This window comes from Leisingera sp. ANG-S5, assembly GCF_000813925.1.
GTDB lineage: Bacteria > Pseudomonadota > Alphaproteobacteria > Rhodobacterales > Rhodobacteraceae > Leisingera.
Window position 1 is genome coordinate 137,556 of the sequence record NZ_JWLH01000007.1, and the last position, 15,245, is coordinate 152,800.

The 15,245-nt window shown below is 61.4% G+C and carries 9 protein-coding genes; 5 read left to right on the forward strand and 4 right to left on the reverse strand.

What is annotated here, in order from left to right; genetic code table 11:
- Window positions 1-110 precede the first annotated feature (110 nt).
- The 4 genes from RA25_RS12625 (at window position 111) to RA25_RS12640 (ending at window position 7,677) form a co-directional block, all read left to right on the forward strand.
- Window positions 111-1,193, forward strand: coding sequence for a substrate-binding domain-containing protein (locus RA25_RS12625; protein WP_039172760.1), 1,083 nt, complete (start codon window positions 111-113; stop codon window positions 1,191-1,193).
- Between the two features lie 322 nt (window positions 1,194-1,515).
- Window positions 1,516-6,327, forward strand: coding sequence for a GAF domain-containing protein (locus RA25_RS22155; protein ID WP_052254240.1), 4,812 nt, complete (start codon window positions 1,516-1,518; stop codon window positions 6,325-6,327).
- Window positions 6,324-6,659 (forward strand): Hpt domain-containing protein, encoded by a 336-nt coding sequence (locus tag RA25_RS12635; RefSeq protein ID WP_039147987.1) that lies wholly within the window; start codon window positions 6,324-6,326, stop codon window positions 6,657-6,659. Before RA25_RS22155 ends, RA25_RS12635 begins: the two co-directional genes overlap by 4 nt.
- On the forward strand, window positions 6,652-7,677 hold the full coding sequence (locus RA25_RS12640; protein ID WP_039172761.1) for an adenylate/guanylate cyclase domain-containing protein: 1,026 nt from the start codon (window positions 6,652-6,654) through the stop codon (window positions 7,675-7,677). Before RA25_RS12635 ends, RA25_RS12640 begins: the two co-directional genes overlap by 8 nt.
- A gap of 99 nt (window positions 7,678-7,776) precedes the next feature.
- On the opposite strand, the gene RA25_RS12645 is transcribed toward RA25_RS12640, so the two are convergent.
- Window positions 7,777-8,682: a LysR family transcriptional regulator gene (locus tag RA25_RS12645; RefSeq protein WP_039172764.1), complete on the reverse strand. Its 906-nt coding sequence runs from the start codon at window positions 8,680-8,682 to the stop codon at window positions 7,777-7,779.
- A 443-nt stretch (window positions 8,683-9,125) separates the two neighbouring features.
- Here RA25_RS12645 and speB point away from each other — a divergent pair, with 443 nt between their 5' ends.
- The gene (gene speB, locus RA25_RS12650; RefSeq protein ID WP_039172767.1) at window positions 9,126-10,091 is read left to right on the forward strand and encodes an agmatinase; all 966 of its coding nucleotides are present in this window, start codon (window positions 9,126-9,128) and stop codon (window positions 10,089-10,091) included.
- Window positions 10,092-10,210: 119 nt separating this feature from the next.
- Here speB and dld read toward each other — a convergent pair whose 3' ends face one another.
- The 3 genes from dld to RA25_RS12665 all read right to left on the reverse strand — a co-directional run bounded on the left by dld (window position 10,211) and on the right by RA25_RS12665 (window position 15,155).
- On the reverse strand, window positions 10,211-11,893 hold the full coding sequence (gene dld, locus RA25_RS12655; RefSeq protein ID WP_039147995.1) for a D-lactate dehydrogenase: 1,683 nt from the start codon (window positions 11,891-11,893) through the stop codon (window positions 10,211-10,213).
- A gap of 19 nt (window positions 11,894-11,912) precedes the next feature.
- Window positions 11,913-13,979 (reverse strand): TRAP transporter large permease subunit, encoded by a 2,067-nt coding sequence (locus RA25_RS12660; protein WP_039147998.1) that lies wholly within the window; start codon window positions 13,977-13,979, stop codon window positions 11,913-11,915.
- Between the two features lie 123 nt (window positions 13,980-14,102).
- Window positions 14,103-15,155 carry a TRAP transporter substrate-binding protein gene (locus RA25_RS12665; protein WP_019296391.1) on the reverse strand — a complete coding sequence of 351 codons (1,053 nt, stop codon included), beginning with the start codon at window positions 15,153-15,155 and terminating at the stop codon, window positions 14,103-14,105.
- Between the last annotated feature and the right edge of the window lie 90 nt (window positions 15,156-15,245).

The window sequence follows — 15,245 nt, forward strand, 5'->3', positions numbered from 1 at the left end:
TTTCATGCCGAATCTGGTTATGTAACTGGTTACATGGTTGATGAAACCAGTTACATGTGTCAAGAATTTCATTAAGGACGAACCGGAACCGGCAAAGGAAGGCAGGCGGAATGCAGCGGAGCACCAACCGGAAACGCGCCAATCTGCGGGATGTTGCGGCGGCGGCGGGCGTCTCAGTCGCCACCGTTTCCCGCGTCATGAACGCACCGGAAACCGTGGCCGAGGCGACCCGGAAGCGGGTGGAAGAGGCGATGAATAGCCTGCACTGGGTGCCGAGCGCTGCCGCCCGCGCGATCAACACCGGGCGCACACGGTTTGTCGGGGCGCTTGTGCCGACGCTGGACAACGCCATCTTTGCCCGGGTGCTGGCCAGCATGGAAAGCCGACTGGCGGCGCACCGGCTGTCGCTGGTGGTGGCGACAACCGACAATGACCCTGCCCAGGAGGCGGAGAAAGCCAAGGGACTGGTCGATATCGGCGCGGAGGGGCTGATCGTGTCCGGTATTACCCACGCGCCGCAGTTCTACAGCCTGATCGAACGCTGTCAGCTGCCGACGGTTTCCACATCGTTCTATGATCCGGGCTACCGTCTGCCCACCATCGGATATGATAACGCAGCAGCGGCCCGTACCGCTCTCACCCATCTGACGGATCTGGGCCACCGCCGGATCGCGGTGGTGCATGGACCAAGTTCCAGCAACGACCGGACGCGATCGCGCATTGCCGGGCTCGAGGGTCACAGCCCGAAGCCTGACCTGAGTTTCCATGAAGTCCCTTTGTCCATTGCCGGCGGCTGCGAAGCGGGCCGCGGCATCCTTCAGGCGGAGGAGCAGCCAAGCGCTGTTCTGTGCCTGTCGGACGTGCTGGCGTCGGGCGTGCTGTTTGAGCTTCAGCGCGAGGGTGTGGCTGTACCACAGGAAAAATCGGTGATGGGGCTCGACGACTTGGCCGCGTCAGCCCATTTGTTTCCCGCGCTGACCACCGTCCACTTGCCGGTGTCGCGGATGGGCACAGCGGCGGCAGACGCAATAGCCTCATGGGTAGAAACCCAACAGGCGCCCACGCCCAGCTTGTTGAAATCAAAACTGGTGGTCAGGGATTCGACAGCGTTCTTATCGGCAGCTGCCAAGCCTGGCACTGGCAATAGGGATGGTTCAGATTCGGATGGGCAATCCATTCCGGGCACTGCCTGAAACCGCTGCAAGTAAACGGTGTCCGTTCCCGCATCTCCTTCCCCTTAGACAGCCATTTCATTGGCCACGCATGCTATTTGCGTTGGGTTCTCTACTTTGCACCATGTCCCCTTGCACGCCGCAGATGTCCGACGGTGCGGTCGAATTTTGGCCGATTGCCTGCCCGGCATCTGGCAAAATGATAAGCATGCCGAAAACGCGGCAAGTGAGGGCTTAAACAAAATCTGTGATAACTGCGGGGGATCCGCTATGTTTTTAGTATCAGCCCTAGGCAGAATCCTGAATTGGCACCAGGCTGCCGGCAACCGGATTTTGCTTTTTGATGGGATACCGCAGAACGCAGTCAGAGCCGCAGATCACTCCTGCAGATGCTATCAAAGCACTTGAGAAGCAGCTGGCGCAGGAAAAGGCACGGTTTGCCGCCACCGCCGCAATCCTAAAGGTCATCGGACAGTCGCGGGAAGACATTCAGCCGGTTTTCGACATGATTGTAAAAAGCGCCACCGAGTTGTGCGGCGCACGGTTCTGCATGCTGTGGCGCTGCAGCGGCGGCATGATCCACTACTGCGCAAGCCACGGCTTCACGCAGGCGTTCATGGACGGTTACCTGGCCAATTATCCGGCACCGCCAGCTGCCGGTTCCATTTCCGGGCCGGCTATCCGAACGGGCCGCACGGTTCATCTGACCGATGCCCAGGCGCCGGACTATTACGATCACAAGACCGCGCGTCAGTTCGGCTACAAGGAGATGGCCGCTATTCCGGTCAAGGCTGGGCCAGGCATATGGGGCGTTCTTGTTCTGGGGTGGCCAACAGGAAAGGCTGCTCTGGCAACTGACATCAGCTTGCTGGAAACCTTTGCCGAACAGGCCAGCATCGCCATCAGCAATGCGCGGCTATTCAGAGACACTAAGGAAGCGCTGACGCATCAAACCGCGACATCTGAGGTGCTGGGTGTGATCTCCCGCTCGCCCAATGAGATCCGGCCGGTGCTTGACGTCATTCTGAAAGTAGCCTCTGACATCTGCAAACCGCAGACGGCCTATGCGACACTGCTGGATCCCGACGGCAAATACAGGATCGCAGCGGCGCATGGCATGACGCCGGAATTCCGCGGGTTCCTTGCGGAGCAGGCGTTTGAGCCAGAGGCCGGCAGTTGCACGGGGAGAACGGCGCTGCTGCAGAAAACAGTGTATATCAGGGACACCGAAGCCGACGCGGAGTTCAAATGGAAAGCCGCCGCCAAGCAGGGAAATTTCCGGTCGGCGCTGGGGGTGCCGCTGATCAAGGATGGTGTCGTGGCGGGTGTCATAACCCTTGGCCACGAACAGACCGGAGCTTTCACGGAGAAGCAAATCAGCCTTTTAGAAACCTTTGCGGCGCAGGCGGTGATAGCGATCAGCAACACGCAGCTGTTCGAGGAAGTACAAATGCGCACGGCTGAGCTGAGCGAAGCGCTAGAGTATCAGACCGCGACATCGGAAGTGCTGAGTGTGATCTCACGGTCGCCGAGCGAACTGGAGCCAGTGCTGGACTCTATCCTCCAGGTGGCCTCCCGGCTGTGCGATCCTGAATATGCGTTTTTTGCAATGCTGGACGCAACAGACGGGCTGTACAGGATCAGCCGGTCCCACAACGTACGGCCTCGGTTTCTTCGCTATCTTGAAGACAACCCGATTGCACCGGGGGAAGGCAGCTGTATCGGCCGGACGGCTTTGACTGCCAGGACAGTGTATATTGCGGATACGCTAAATGACGACAGCTACACTTGGAAGGAAGCGGCGGGAATTGGCAATTTCAGAAGCACGCTGGGGGTGCCTCTGATCAAGGACGGTGTGGTCCTCGGGGTGATCGTGATGGCGCACAGCCAGCCGCGGGCCTTTTCCAAAAAACAACTGGGCCTGTTGGAGACCTTTGCCTCTCAAGCGGTAATTGCAATCAGTAACACCCGGCTATTCGAAGAGGTGCGGGCGCGCACCGCAGAGCTGAGCGAGGCGCTAGAGTATCAGACCGCGACATCAGAAGTGCTCAGCGTTATCTCGCGTTCGCCGAATGAGCTGGAGCCGGTTCTTGAAGCGGTGCTCAAAGTCGCTGTGCGGATTTGCAGCCCTGAGGTGGCCTATGTGGCGCTGCTGAACGAAGAGAGCGGCGCCTATGACGTGGCCGTCACCCACAATGCGAATGACATCTTTGAGGAGATTCTGGCTCAGCAGGAATTCGTGCCGGGGATGGCGACGACAACCGGCAGGGCCGCATTGACAGGCCGAACAATCTACATACCCGACATCGAGGCCGATCCTGACTACGGCTGGCGGGAGCAGGCGCGCAAGGGCGGCTTCCTGTCCAGCCTCGGTGTGCCGCTGATCAAGAACGGCAAAACCATCGGCGTGATCACACTGGCCCATGTCCGCAGGAATGCCTTCAGCACCAAGCAGATCGCCCTGTTTGAAACCTTTGCGGCGCAGGCAGTGATTGCGTTGAGCAATGCGCGGCTGTTCACGGACTTGCAGAATGCGCTGGTCCGCCAAACTGCCAGCGCCGATATCCTGCGAGTGATCAGCAGTGCGCAGGAGGATGCAAAACCGGTTTTTCTGGCGATCGCAGCGGCAGGGGTGCGGCTGCTAGACTGCGACGGGGCCGCAGTGCTGATCCGGAATGGGGATCATTTCTCCCCGGCCGCGGGAATGCGCAGAGACGGGCCGATGGACACTTTGAATCCCGATCCGGTGCTGATTGACCCCAAGCTCAATTTTCCTAGCCAGGTCTTTGTGACTGGAAAGATGGTGCATGTTCCGGACTTCGCCGAAACGGACCTGCCCCCGCATGAAGTCGCAACGGTGGAAAAATTCGGCCTGCAGTCCTGCCTGTACCTGCCGTTGCTCCGCGACGGCGATTGCGTCGGGGTGCTGGCGTTTTCGCGTGCGGACAGCAAACGCGCCTTCACCGGCGAGCAGGTCCGGCTGGCAGAGAGCTTCTGCGACCAGGCGGTCATCGCCATTCAGAATACGCGCATGTTCAACGAGACCCAGTCGGCCCTGGCGCGCCAGACGGCCAGTGCTGATGTGCTGCGGGTGATCAGCAAATCACCGACCGACACCAAGCCGGTGTTCGACGAGATCGTGCGCCTGGCGATCTCATTGATTTCCTGCGACTTGGCGATTGTGACTGAATGCGATGGCAAGGCGTTCTGGCAGACTGCGGTTGCAACGCCTGCTGGTGTGGAAACTGAAATCAGCCAGACCCGGCATCCCCTCGACCCGGCACAGAACTTTCCGTCGCAATCCTATACCGGCAAGAAGATCCTGCACATTCCCGACTGGTCAAAGGTGGAGCTTCCTCCAATGGACCGGCGGATCTATCACGCCAGCGGCTTCCGATCTTCCTTGATGCTGCCCTTGCTGCGGGACGGTGTGTGCATCGGCGGCCTGGGCTTCATCCGCAAGGCCGCGCGGGCGTTCTCCCCGGATGAAATTGCAATGGCGGAATCCTTTGCCGACCAGGCGGTGATCGCTATCGGCAACGTCCGCCTGTTCCAGGAAGTGCAGGAGGCCCGTGCCGCGGCAGAGAAAGCGAATGAAGCCAAAAGCGCGTTCCTGGCCACGATGAGTCACGAAATCCGCACCCCGATGAACGCGGTGATCGGCATGAGCGGGCTGCTGATGGACACCGAACTGAACGGCGAGCAGGCCGACTATGCCCGCACCATCCGCGACAGCGGCGACGCGCTGCTGGGGATCATCAACGAAATCCTCGATTTTTCCAAGATCGAGGCGGGCCAGATGGCCATCGAGGCGCACCCTTTCGATCTGCGCGACTGCATCGAAACCTCCTTGGACCTGATCAGCGGGCGAGCTGCGAAAAAGCAGCTGGATGTTGCCTATGTCATGGACGACAGCGTGCCGCCTGCCATCAGCGCCGACCTGACCCGGCTGCGGCAGATTCTGCTCAACCTCCTGTCCAACGCGGTTAAGTTCACCGACACCGGCGAGGTGGTGCTGTCGGTAACGTCGGACCCGCCTGCAGATGGCCGGGTAAAGCTGCATTTCGATGTCCGCGATACCGGCATCGGCCTTTCCGCGGAGGGGATGAGCCGCCTGTTCCAGTCCTTCAGCCAGGCGGATTCCTCAACCACGCGCAAATACGGCGGCACCGGGCTGGGGCTGGCGATTTCGAAACGGCTGGCAGAGCTGATGGGCGGCACGATGCAGGCGGCCAGCGAGGGGCCGGGCCGGGGATCGGTGTTCAGCTTCACCATCCTGGCGGAACCGGCCGCGCTGCCGAAACCGGCGGCCCGCAGCCTGCTGGGCCCGCAGCCGGAACTGGCCGGCAAACGGATCCTGATGGTGGATGACAACGAAACCAACCGCAAGATCCTGACGGCGCAGACCCGCAAATGGGGGACGCAGACAACCGCCGTGGCCTCGGCCGATGCGGCACTGGAGGTGCTGGCGGAGGATGGCGGGTTCGACCTGGCGATCCTGGACATGCACATGCCCGGAACGGACGGAGCGGCACTGGCAAACCGGATCAAAGAGCGGAACAAGGACCTGCCGCTGGTGCTGTTCAGCAGCCTTGGCGAACGCGGCTCGGGGGCAGAGGAAGGGCTGTTTGCGGCCTGTCTGGCCAAGCCGCTGCGCCAGTCGCAACTGTTCGATACACTGGCCGGGCTGTTTGCGCCGTCGGCTGTGCCTGCGGCAAGGGCCGGCACGGGCGGCAAACCGGCAGCCGATCCGGAAATGGCCGCGCGCCACCCGCTGCGGATCCTGCTGGCAGAGGACAATCTGGTGAACCAGAAGCTGGCGGTCCGGCTGCTGGAGCAGATGGGCTACCGCGCCGACCTTGCCAGCAACGGGATCGAGGCGCTGGAAAGCGTGGCACGCCAGGTCTACGATGTGGTGCTGATGGATGTGCAGATGCCTGAAATGGACGGGCTGGAAGCCTCGCGGCGGATCACCGGCGCATATCCGCAGGACGGCAGGCCCGCGATCATCGCGATGACCGCAAATGCGATGCAAGGCGACCGGGAGATGTGCCTCGAAGCGGGCATGGACGGCTACATTGCTAAACCCATCCGCGTCGAACGGCTGATCGAGGCGCTGGAAGGCATTCAACCGCGCGGAAAGGAGACGCCATGAGCGCCAGCCCCCTGGACCCCGCTGTCTTTGCAGAGCTGCAGGCCGCCACCGGCGCGGATTTCGCGGCAGAACTGGCCGCCACCTTTCTGGAAGAGGCGCCGGGCATGATCGCACAGCTGAAACAGGCGGCGGCGGCCGGCGATGGCGACGCTTTCCGCCGCGCCGCGCATTCGCTCAAGTCCAACGCAAACACCTTCGGCGCCACTGCGCTGGCGGCACTGGCACGGCAGATGGAACTGTCCGGGCTTGGCGGCCCGGCACCGGATCTTGCCGCGCTGGATAGGGAATACACCCGCGCGGATGCCGCGCTGCGGGGGCTGCTGGATGGCTGAGGCGCTGGGGCATGTGCTGATTGTGGACGACAACAAGGTCAACCGGCTGCTGCTGGCGCGCAATGTCGAGCTGCTGGGGCACCGCGCCGAGGCCGCGGAAAACGGCAAGGTCGCGATGGAGCGGCTCAGGGCCGAAACCTTTGACCTGATCCTGCTGGACATTGAAATGCCCGAGATGGACGGCTTCGAAGTGCTGGCGGCAATCAAGGCGGCACCGGATCTGCGCGATATGCCAGTGATTGTCACCTCTTCGCTGGAAGGGCTGGAAAATATCGTGCGCTGCATCGAATTGGGCGCGGAAGACTACCTCCCAAAACCCGTGAACCAGGTTCTGCTGGGCGCCCGGCTCAGCTCGAGCCTGGAAAAGAAGCGCCTGCGGGATGAGCAGAAGCGGCTGCTGGACCGGTTTGCAACCCACGAGGTGGCGCTGGACCTGCAGAACTCCGGTTTTTCCATTGGGGGCAAGCGGCTCACCGCATCGGTCCTGTTCTGCGACATACGCGATTTCACGGCTTTGTCCGAAGATCTGCCGCCGGAGGCCACCATCGAGCTGCTGAACACCTATTACACGCTGATGTTCGACGCCGTCAGCAGCAACGGCGGCATCGTGAACCTGATGATTGGCGACGGGCTGATGGCGCTTTTCGGCGCGCCGCAGCCTCTGGAAAACCCGGCGCAAAGCGCGGTGGCGGCGGCCAGGGAAATGCTCGGCATGATCACGGTTCTGAACCAGGAGCAGCGCGCGGCGGGCGCGCCGGAAATCCAGCTGGGAGCCGGCATTGCCACCGGCGAAGTGGTGGCAGGTTATGCCGGCACGGACGACCGGGCCGCCTACACATGCGTCGGGAAAACCGTCAATCTGGCGGCCCGTCTGGAGGCGCATACCAAGATTGCCTGCCGCAGAATACTGATTGACGAGCAAACCCGGAACGGCCTGCCGGACTCCGCCAAAGCTGAAAAGATTGAGCAAGTGGAGTTCAAGGGGTTTTCAGAAGCGCTGGATATTTTCGCTCTTTGACCCAGTTGCAAGTCGCCGAGTCCGCTGGGCCGCCGAATTTGATAAAGGCCTAATCAAGGACAGAACTATGCAAAGCTTCCGCTGCAGAAAAAACGTGCTTCAAACCGGCGGATTGCCGGCGTCACGGCAGACGTGCAAAATATCTTGAACAAATAGCTCTACTGCATATCGCGGGATCTGACCGCGGCGTGTTGCCAAATAGAAGGTCGAATTCCAACGCAGCTGCTTGTTCCTGACCTCTTTGAGTTTGCCTTCTGCTACCCGGCTATCAGCAAAGTGTTTTGGCAGCGGCCCCAGAAAATGACCGGTTTCGATCAGCATTGCCATCGCTTCCATATTGGCGACGACGGCCTTTGGTTCCGGTGTTCCTAGGTCGGGCGATACCAGCATATCGTAAGAGCGCTGGCACAACTGGTACTGAAAGATGGTTTCTAGGCTGGCCTCCTTGTCCTGTTGCTCAAAGAGGGGATGCCCCGGTGCGCAATACAGACAGTGCTCTTCAGCGCATAGCGGCACATAAGCAAGCTCTGGCACCTGATGACGGAACGGCGCGAAGGCCGCATCAAGCTCACCCATAATCAGCTGCTGCGTCAGATCCGTGGGGGAGGCAACCACCATCTTAATTCGGACTTCATTCGGCCGAGATAAGAACCGCTGCAATGCCTTGACCAGATCAAGGTCTGGTAAGCTGTCGATTGCATCCACCATCCCGACTCGCAGGTCTCCTGCCAGGGTATTACGCAGCTCCAGTAGCTCGGCATCGAAATCGCGGGCACTGCGCAGCATATCACGTGCCTTCTGATAGGCGATCGCGCCGCGTTCCGTCAGCCGGAACCCGCCACGGCCGCGTTCGCAAACCCGGTAACCTAGAGAGGTTTCCAGGTCGCGGATACGAACACTGATCGCGGACTGTGTGACCCCAAGGGCATATTGCGCATCGGAGAACCCGCCGCACTCAACTACAGTGACAAAGGTTTCCAGCAAAGTGTTGCGCAGCAGTTTCATAGTCAGTGTGTTCCCTGTAAAGCGGCGCTGCTTACATAAAATGTTTTCATGTGAAGATAGGCAACATAATATTTTGCCACACTGCAGATTGTGGTGATGTCTCTCAAGACCCCGTCAAAAACGTAAAGGGGAAGGGCACTCACATGAATAATGACTTAAAACTGGCAGCTTCACCTTTGCTATGCCCGGCCCCCGCCCTTGCCTTTTTTGTGGACTGGAATTCGCCATAGTGAAGCTTCCGGACTTAATCACGAACACCCACGAGCAGGAGTTCAATAGCGCTTCACGAACGCGCCGCCGGCTGCGTTTCCTTGGCGGTCTGCCCGATGGGTAAGCTCGGCTCCATGGTGGAGACCGTTTAGCAGACAGCGGACGGCCGCCTTTCCGCAAATCGTCCTGCTCCTTCCGGGGCCGGTCTATCATAGAGAAATTCGGAGAATCATATGTCTGGACACGGTTACGAATCCGGCCGCCTGAACCTGCCCTTTGTCGGCATCGCCACCTTCGGCAAGAAACCCTATGTCGAGGATTGGGACAGCATCGACGCCGATGTGGCAATCCTGGGCGCCCCGTTTGATTTCGGCTGCCAGTTCCGCTCAGGCGCGCGGTTCGGCCCACGGGCGGTGCGCGAAGCTTCGACGTTGTTCAGTTTCGGTCATGCCGGCGCCTATGATCACGAAGATGATGCCACGTACATGGGTGAGGACGTGCGCATCGTCGACCTGGGTGATGCCGACATAATTCACACCAAGACCGAGGAAAGCCACGCCAACATCGAATACGCCGTAAGGAAAATTTTGGATGCAGGCGCACTGCCCGTCACTATCGGTGGCGACCATTCCGTCAACATCCCATGTATCAACGCCTTTGCCGAGGACTGCGCCAGGAACGGCTCTCTCCATTTGGTCCAAATCGACGCCCATCTGGACTTTGTCGACGAGCGCAAGGGCGTCACCGATGGCCACGGCAACCCGATGCGCCGCGCGATCGAAAAGGAATACGTCTCCGGCATGACTCAGCTGGGCATCCGCAATGTGTCATCAACTGCCAAGGAAGGCTATATCGACGCGCGTGAACGCGGCTCGGACATCCTCTCGGTGCGCCAGGTGCGCAAGCTGGGGACGGACGCCGTGCTGGACCGCATCCCCGCAGGTGCACGCTATTACGTGACCATCGACATCGACGCCTTCTGCCCGTCGATCGCACCCGGAACTGGTACCCCCAGTCACGGAGGCTTCCAATACTACGACGTGCTGGAAATCTTGCAGGGACTCAGCAAACGCGGCGAAGTTGTCGGAATCGACCTTGTTGAAGTGGCCCCGGCCTATGACCCCTCCGAAAGCACCCAGATCCTGGCGGCCCAGCTTTTGCTGAACTTCATCGGCTTTATCTTCCACAACAAGGCATAAGCCCCTCCCGAGGCGCCTGCAAATTCAGCCCCGGTGTCAGCCGGGGCGTGTCGGCATCTGTGCATCAGGCCTCTTGCCAACAAGCGAGCGCTCCGTTTACCTGCAACAACAGCACCGTTTCAGGCGTAGTGTTTGTTCCGGGACATTTTGCCGATTCCGGGATTCATGCTGTTTGTGGGATCTACCGTTTTGTAGAACGCCGCCAGGTCCGGTTTGGCCGGGTACAGATGGCCGACGTTGTGCTCAGCCGGGTATTCCACCCCGCGTTTGTCCAGCAGTGCCAGCATCGCGTCCTTCAGCGCTTTCACGTCTGCCCCCTTCTTCACGATGTAATCCTGATGCAGCACGTGGCACATGAAATGCCCGTAATAGAGCCTGCTGACCAGCTGATCCCCGATCTCCGGCGGCAGCTCCTCGAACCAGTCCTGATCGTTGCGGCGCAGGGCGATGTCCAGGGCGATGATGTCCTCCACCTCTGCCCGGTGCACGGCCATATAGCGCACCGCGGCGCCGGCCGCGGCAAAGCGGTGCAGCCCTGCCATCTTGGCCTCGCGCGGGGTGCATTCGAAGTAGCTGAGGTCGCCGTCCCCCGCCATTTTATCCAGCAGCGCGCGGGCCTCGGCGATGCCGCCATCGCGCATTTTGAGGATCAGGTGATGCGGGTGGGACTGGCGGAACGCCCGCATCCGCCGCGGCAGGATGTCCGGCCACAGGCGCGACAGCATCTGCATCACCCGGTCGGTCAGATTGCCCAGGCCGGGAATGCCCGCCAGCCGCGCATCCACCGCGCCCTTCAGGGCAAAGAACACCGGCAGCCGGTCTGTGCCCAACTTGTCGATCATCACCATGGTGTCCTTGCCATAGCGGTCCGACAAGTCAAAGACATCCCTGTGCATGTATTCGGCGCTCACCGGCAGGGTGGCAAACTCCGCCAGGATGCGGCGGCGCAGGGCGGTCAGCGCCGCGGTGGTTTGGCTGCCGACATAGAAAGTCAGCTCCTCAGCATTCTTGGCGTAGGTATCCAGCCGCACCGCAAAGACCGCCAGCTTGCCCGCACAGCCCGCAGCCTCGTAAAGCCGCGACTTGTCGGCATTGAACCGCGCCGGGGTCGGCGCGTCGATGTCTCTAACCCTGCGCGCATAGGAGGTGTCGGAGGCTTTCCGGTTGCCGGTCTCAACATCCTCAGGGCGGTAATCGCCGCGTTGCAGTCGGGTCAGGATCTCCTCCGGGCTGGCGCCCAGATTTATGCCCAGGTGGTTAACCAGCTCCAGCTGGCCGTCCCCGGTAATGCGAGCAAACAGCGACAGCTCGGTATAGGACGGCCCCCGCTCTACCAGCGACCCGCCGGAGTTGTTGCAGACTCCGCCCACAATCGACGCCCCGATGCAGGAGGAGCCGATCACCGAATGCGGCTGGCGGCCCAGCGGCGCCAGCAGCTTTTCCAGCGCAAAGAGGGTGCTGCCGGGGAAGCTGACGACCTGCTTGCCGCCGTCCAGCAGCTGCAGCTGGTCCATCCGCCGGGTGTTGATCAGCACCACACCGCGGTCATAGCTGCCCTTGGGGGTGGACCCCTCGGTCAGGCCGGTGTTTGCCGCCTGCATGATGATGATCTTGTCCGCCGCTACACAGGCCTGCAGCACCTTCCACTGCTCCAGCAGGGTTGCGGGCTGGACCACCGCCAGCGCTTCCCCCTCGCCGGAGCGGAACCCCTTGCGGAACCGCCGTGTGGCGCGGGCGCTGGTCAGTACATGGCGGCGCCCGCATAGGGATTTCAGGGTCTGGATCAGTTCTGCATCGGTCATCACAGCCGCCTTTCCCTGCTCAGTAAGCCACAGATGGCAGCCAGGTTGCCAGTGCCGGCCACAGGTAGACGAACATCAGGCCGGTCAACTGCAGCAGCACGAAGGGAATGATGCCCTTGTAGATATGGCCCAGGCGGATCTCCGGCGGGCAGACGCCCTTGAGGTAGAACAGCGCAAAGCCAACCGGCGGCGTCAGGAAGGACGTCTGCAGCGTCACCGCCACCAGGATCACGAACCACACCAGCGCCGGTTCATCAATGGCGCCGAAACCGGGGATATCCAGGCCCAGCCCGTTCACGATCGGGCGCATCAGCGGCAGCACGATCAGGGTGATCTCGATCCAGTCCAGCACAAACCCCAAGAGGAACACGATGAACAGGATCATGAAGACGGTGCCCTCGGGGCCGAAACCGGTGCCCTGGATCATCTCCTCGATCAGTGCATCACCGCCCAGCTCCCGCAGCACATAGGAAAACACCGTCGCGCCCAGGAAGATCGCAAAGATATAGGCGGTGGTGTTGAAGGTCGCCTTGAGCACATTGACCAGCTTCGCCAGCGTCAGCTTGCGGTAGCCAAGCGCTAGCAGCGTCGCCCCCAATGCGCCCACGCCCGACGCCTCCGTCGGCGTGGTGAGACCTGCAAAAATAGAGCCTAACACGGCCAGAATCAGCCCCAGCGTCGGCAGCACCGCAATCAGCACGTCCTTGACCGCGGCCCAGTCCGGACGCTTGGCCCCCGCAGGCACCGGCGCGACGTCGCGTTTGATCAGCGCAATCACGAAGATATAGGTGAGGTAGAGCGCGCCGATGATCACGCCCGGGAACACCGCGGCCATGAACAGATCACCAACGCTCAACGCCATCTGGTCCGCCATGATCACCAGCATGATCGAGGGCGGGATCAGAATGCCCAGCGTGCCGGAGGCCGAGACCACGCCCGCTGCCAGCGCGGGGCTGTACTTCTGCTCCATCATCGACGGCAGCGACAGGACGCCCAGCAGCACCACAGAGGCCCCGATGATGCCGGTGGAGGCCGCTAGGATGATGCCGATCATGGTGACAGTGATCGCCAGCCCGCCACGCACGGTGCCGAACAGCCGCTGCATTGCCCCCATTAGCCGCTCGGCAACGCCGCTTTCGTCCAGCATCAGACCCATGAAGATGAACATCGGCAACGCCACCAGCACCGCGTTCGACATGGTGGCATAAACCCGGTTCACCACCGCCCCCAGCGTCAGGTAATCCAGCCCGGTCAGGGTTTCCTCCAACCCGGTCCAGTTCATCATGCCGTTGTCGAACAGATAGGCCAGCCCGCAATAGGCCACCCCGACCCCGGCCAGCGTCCAGGCCACCGGAAAGCCGGTGAACAGCAGCGCAATAAAGGTGAGGAACATGGCAATAACCAGCTTTTCCTCGGTGGTCTCCACCAGGAAGGTCAGCGCGGTCGCGACAACAGCAAAGCCAACCAGCGCCCAGATCACCAGCCGCAGACTCTTGCCGGCGCGCTCCTCTGCCGGACCGGCCAGCAGCGCGTGGCCGTCATGGATCAGCCGCGCCAGCGCCGCTGCCGCCAAGAGGACAAAGCTCAGCGGGATCACCGCTTTCAGCGCCCAGCGGGCCGGCAGGCCCGTGGGGCTGTCGGAACGTTCGCTCACCCGCCAGCTTTCGTAAAAATAATCATAGCCCTGATCGATCATCAGATAGATGAACGGCACCAGCAGGGTCAGGATGCCGATCACCTCGATGATCCGCCGGGCGCGGCGGCTCAGCTGCATATGCAGAACATCGACCCGCACGTGGCTGTCGGTGACCAGCGCATAGGAAATGCCGATCATCGTCACCAGCCCGTAGAAATGCCACTGGATCTCGTCCAGCTTGGGATAGTTCTGGTTCAGCATGTAGCGCAAGGCGACCTGCGAGACGACGGCCAGCACCAGCAGCAGGTTGGCCCACATCACCAGATTTCCGGTGCCCTTGACCGCGTTGTCGATCCACACCGCCAGCTGCTGCCGGTCCTCGTCGCCATGCTCAAGGATCTCTTCGTAGCGTTCGATCGGGTCGTCCTGCAGGTGCAGATTCTCAGCCATGGTTTCCTCCTCCGGAACGTGGCGTGCGCGGACGTGAATGCGCCCGTGTCAGTCAGGGAAATGACGAAAATCAGGGAAAGCGGGGCGGCGGGAATATGGCCGCCCCGAGGTTGCGCAAGCGGCTTACTTGCGCGGGAGGAATGCGTTTTCCTTCCAGACCGCATAGCCTTCGCGGAAGGTTTGCATGTCCAGCAGCACCCGGCCGAAGAACTGGTCGTTGGTGGCCTCTTCCGCGGCAACCTCATCCCAGGTGGCGCGGAACAGCTCCAGCATCTGCGCGTCCCACTGCTTGATGTGGACGCCGTTGTTTTCGACGTTGTCGATCAGCGCCGCGTGCTGGATCGCCTCGCCTTCGGCAAAGCTGTCGGCCATCGAGGCCTTGCAGGCATTTTCGATGATGGCCTTGTGCTGGGCGCTGGCCTCGTTCCAGACATCCTTGTTGACCAGCAGTTCAAACACGGTGGCCTGCTGGTGCCAGCCGGGGAAGTAGTTGTATTTTACCAGCTTGTGGAAGCCCAAACGGGCGTCGATCGCAGGCATCGAGAACTCGGTTGCGTCGATGGCGCCCTTCTCCAGCGCCGGGAAGATCTCGCCGCCGGGCAGCAGCGATGTCGCCACGCCCAGCTTTTGCATCACCTTGCCGCCGAGGCCAAAGAAACGCATCTTCAGGCCGTTCAGGTCCTCGGCGCTGTTGATCTCCTTGGCGAACCAGCCGGAGGTCTCCGGCGCGATCACCGCGCAGGGCAGCACCTTCACATTGTATCCCGCCTGATCGTACATCTCCTGATACAGGGTCATGCCGTTGCCATAGTAGAGCCAGGCCATGTATTCGCCCGCCTCCGGCCCGAACGGCACGGCAGAGAACAGCGGCGCAGCCGGGATCTTGCCTGCCCAGTAGCCGGCGGTGGTGTAGCCGGAGTTGATCTTGCCCGAGGACACCGCATCCAGGATCTCGAACGGCGGCACCAGTTTGCCGGGCTCATAGACTTTCATCTTCAGGCTGCCGCCGGACATCAGGTCCAGCTGCTCTGCCACCCGCGGGATCGGCGTGCCGAGGCCCGGCAGCGCGGTCGAAAAGGCAATCGGGGTCTTGAGCAGCAGCTTGTCAGCGGCCTGCGCGGCAGGGGCTGCCAGCAGCGATGCGGCCACGGCCAGCGAAGTCAGGGTCTTTTTCATGGGGTCTCCTCCGGGTTCAGTCCGGCCGCTCCTCCGGCCGCAATTCCAACCGCTGATGCGGCATGACTGGTAAATATTGTTGACCACACA

What these genes read in the sequence shown, in the direction of transcription:
- RA25_RS12625 (WP_039172760.1), top strand. Translation starts at nt 111, where the DNA reads ATGCAGCGGAGCACCAACCGGAAACGCGCCAATCTGCGGGATGTTGCG.
- RA25_RS22155 (WP_052254240.1), top strand. Translation starts at nt 1,516, where the DNA reads ATGGGATACCGCAGAACGCAGTCAGAGCCGCAGATCACTCCTGCAGAT.
- RA25_RS12635 (WP_039147987.1), top strand. Translation starts at nt 6,324, where the DNA reads ATGAGCGCCAGCCCCCTGGACCCCGCTGTCTTTGCAGAGCTGCAGGCC.
- RA25_RS12640 (WP_039172761.1), top strand. Translation starts at nt 6,652, where the DNA reads ATGGCTGAGGCGCTGGGGCATGTGCTGATTGTGGACGACAACAAGGTC.
- RA25_RS12645 (WP_039172764.1), bottom strand. Translation starts at nt 8,682, where the DNA reads ATGAAACTGCTGCGCAACACTTTGCTGGAAACCTTTGTCACTGTAGTT.
- speB (WP_039172767.1), top strand. Translation starts at nt 9,126, where the DNA reads ATGTCTGGACACGGTTACGAATCCGGCCGCCTGAACCTGCCCTTTGTC.
- dld (WP_039147995.1), bottom strand. Translation starts at nt 11,893, where the DNA reads ATGACCGATGCAGAACTGATCCAGACCCTGAAATCCCTATGCGGGCGC.
- RA25_RS12660 (WP_039147998.1), bottom strand. Translation starts at nt 13,979, where the DNA reads ATGGCTGAGAATCTGCACCTGCAGGACGACCCGATCGAACGCTACGAA.
- RA25_RS12665 (WP_019296391.1), bottom strand. Translation starts at nt 15,155, where the DNA reads ATGAAAAAGACCCTGACTTCGCTGGCCGTGGCCGCATCGCTGCTGGCA.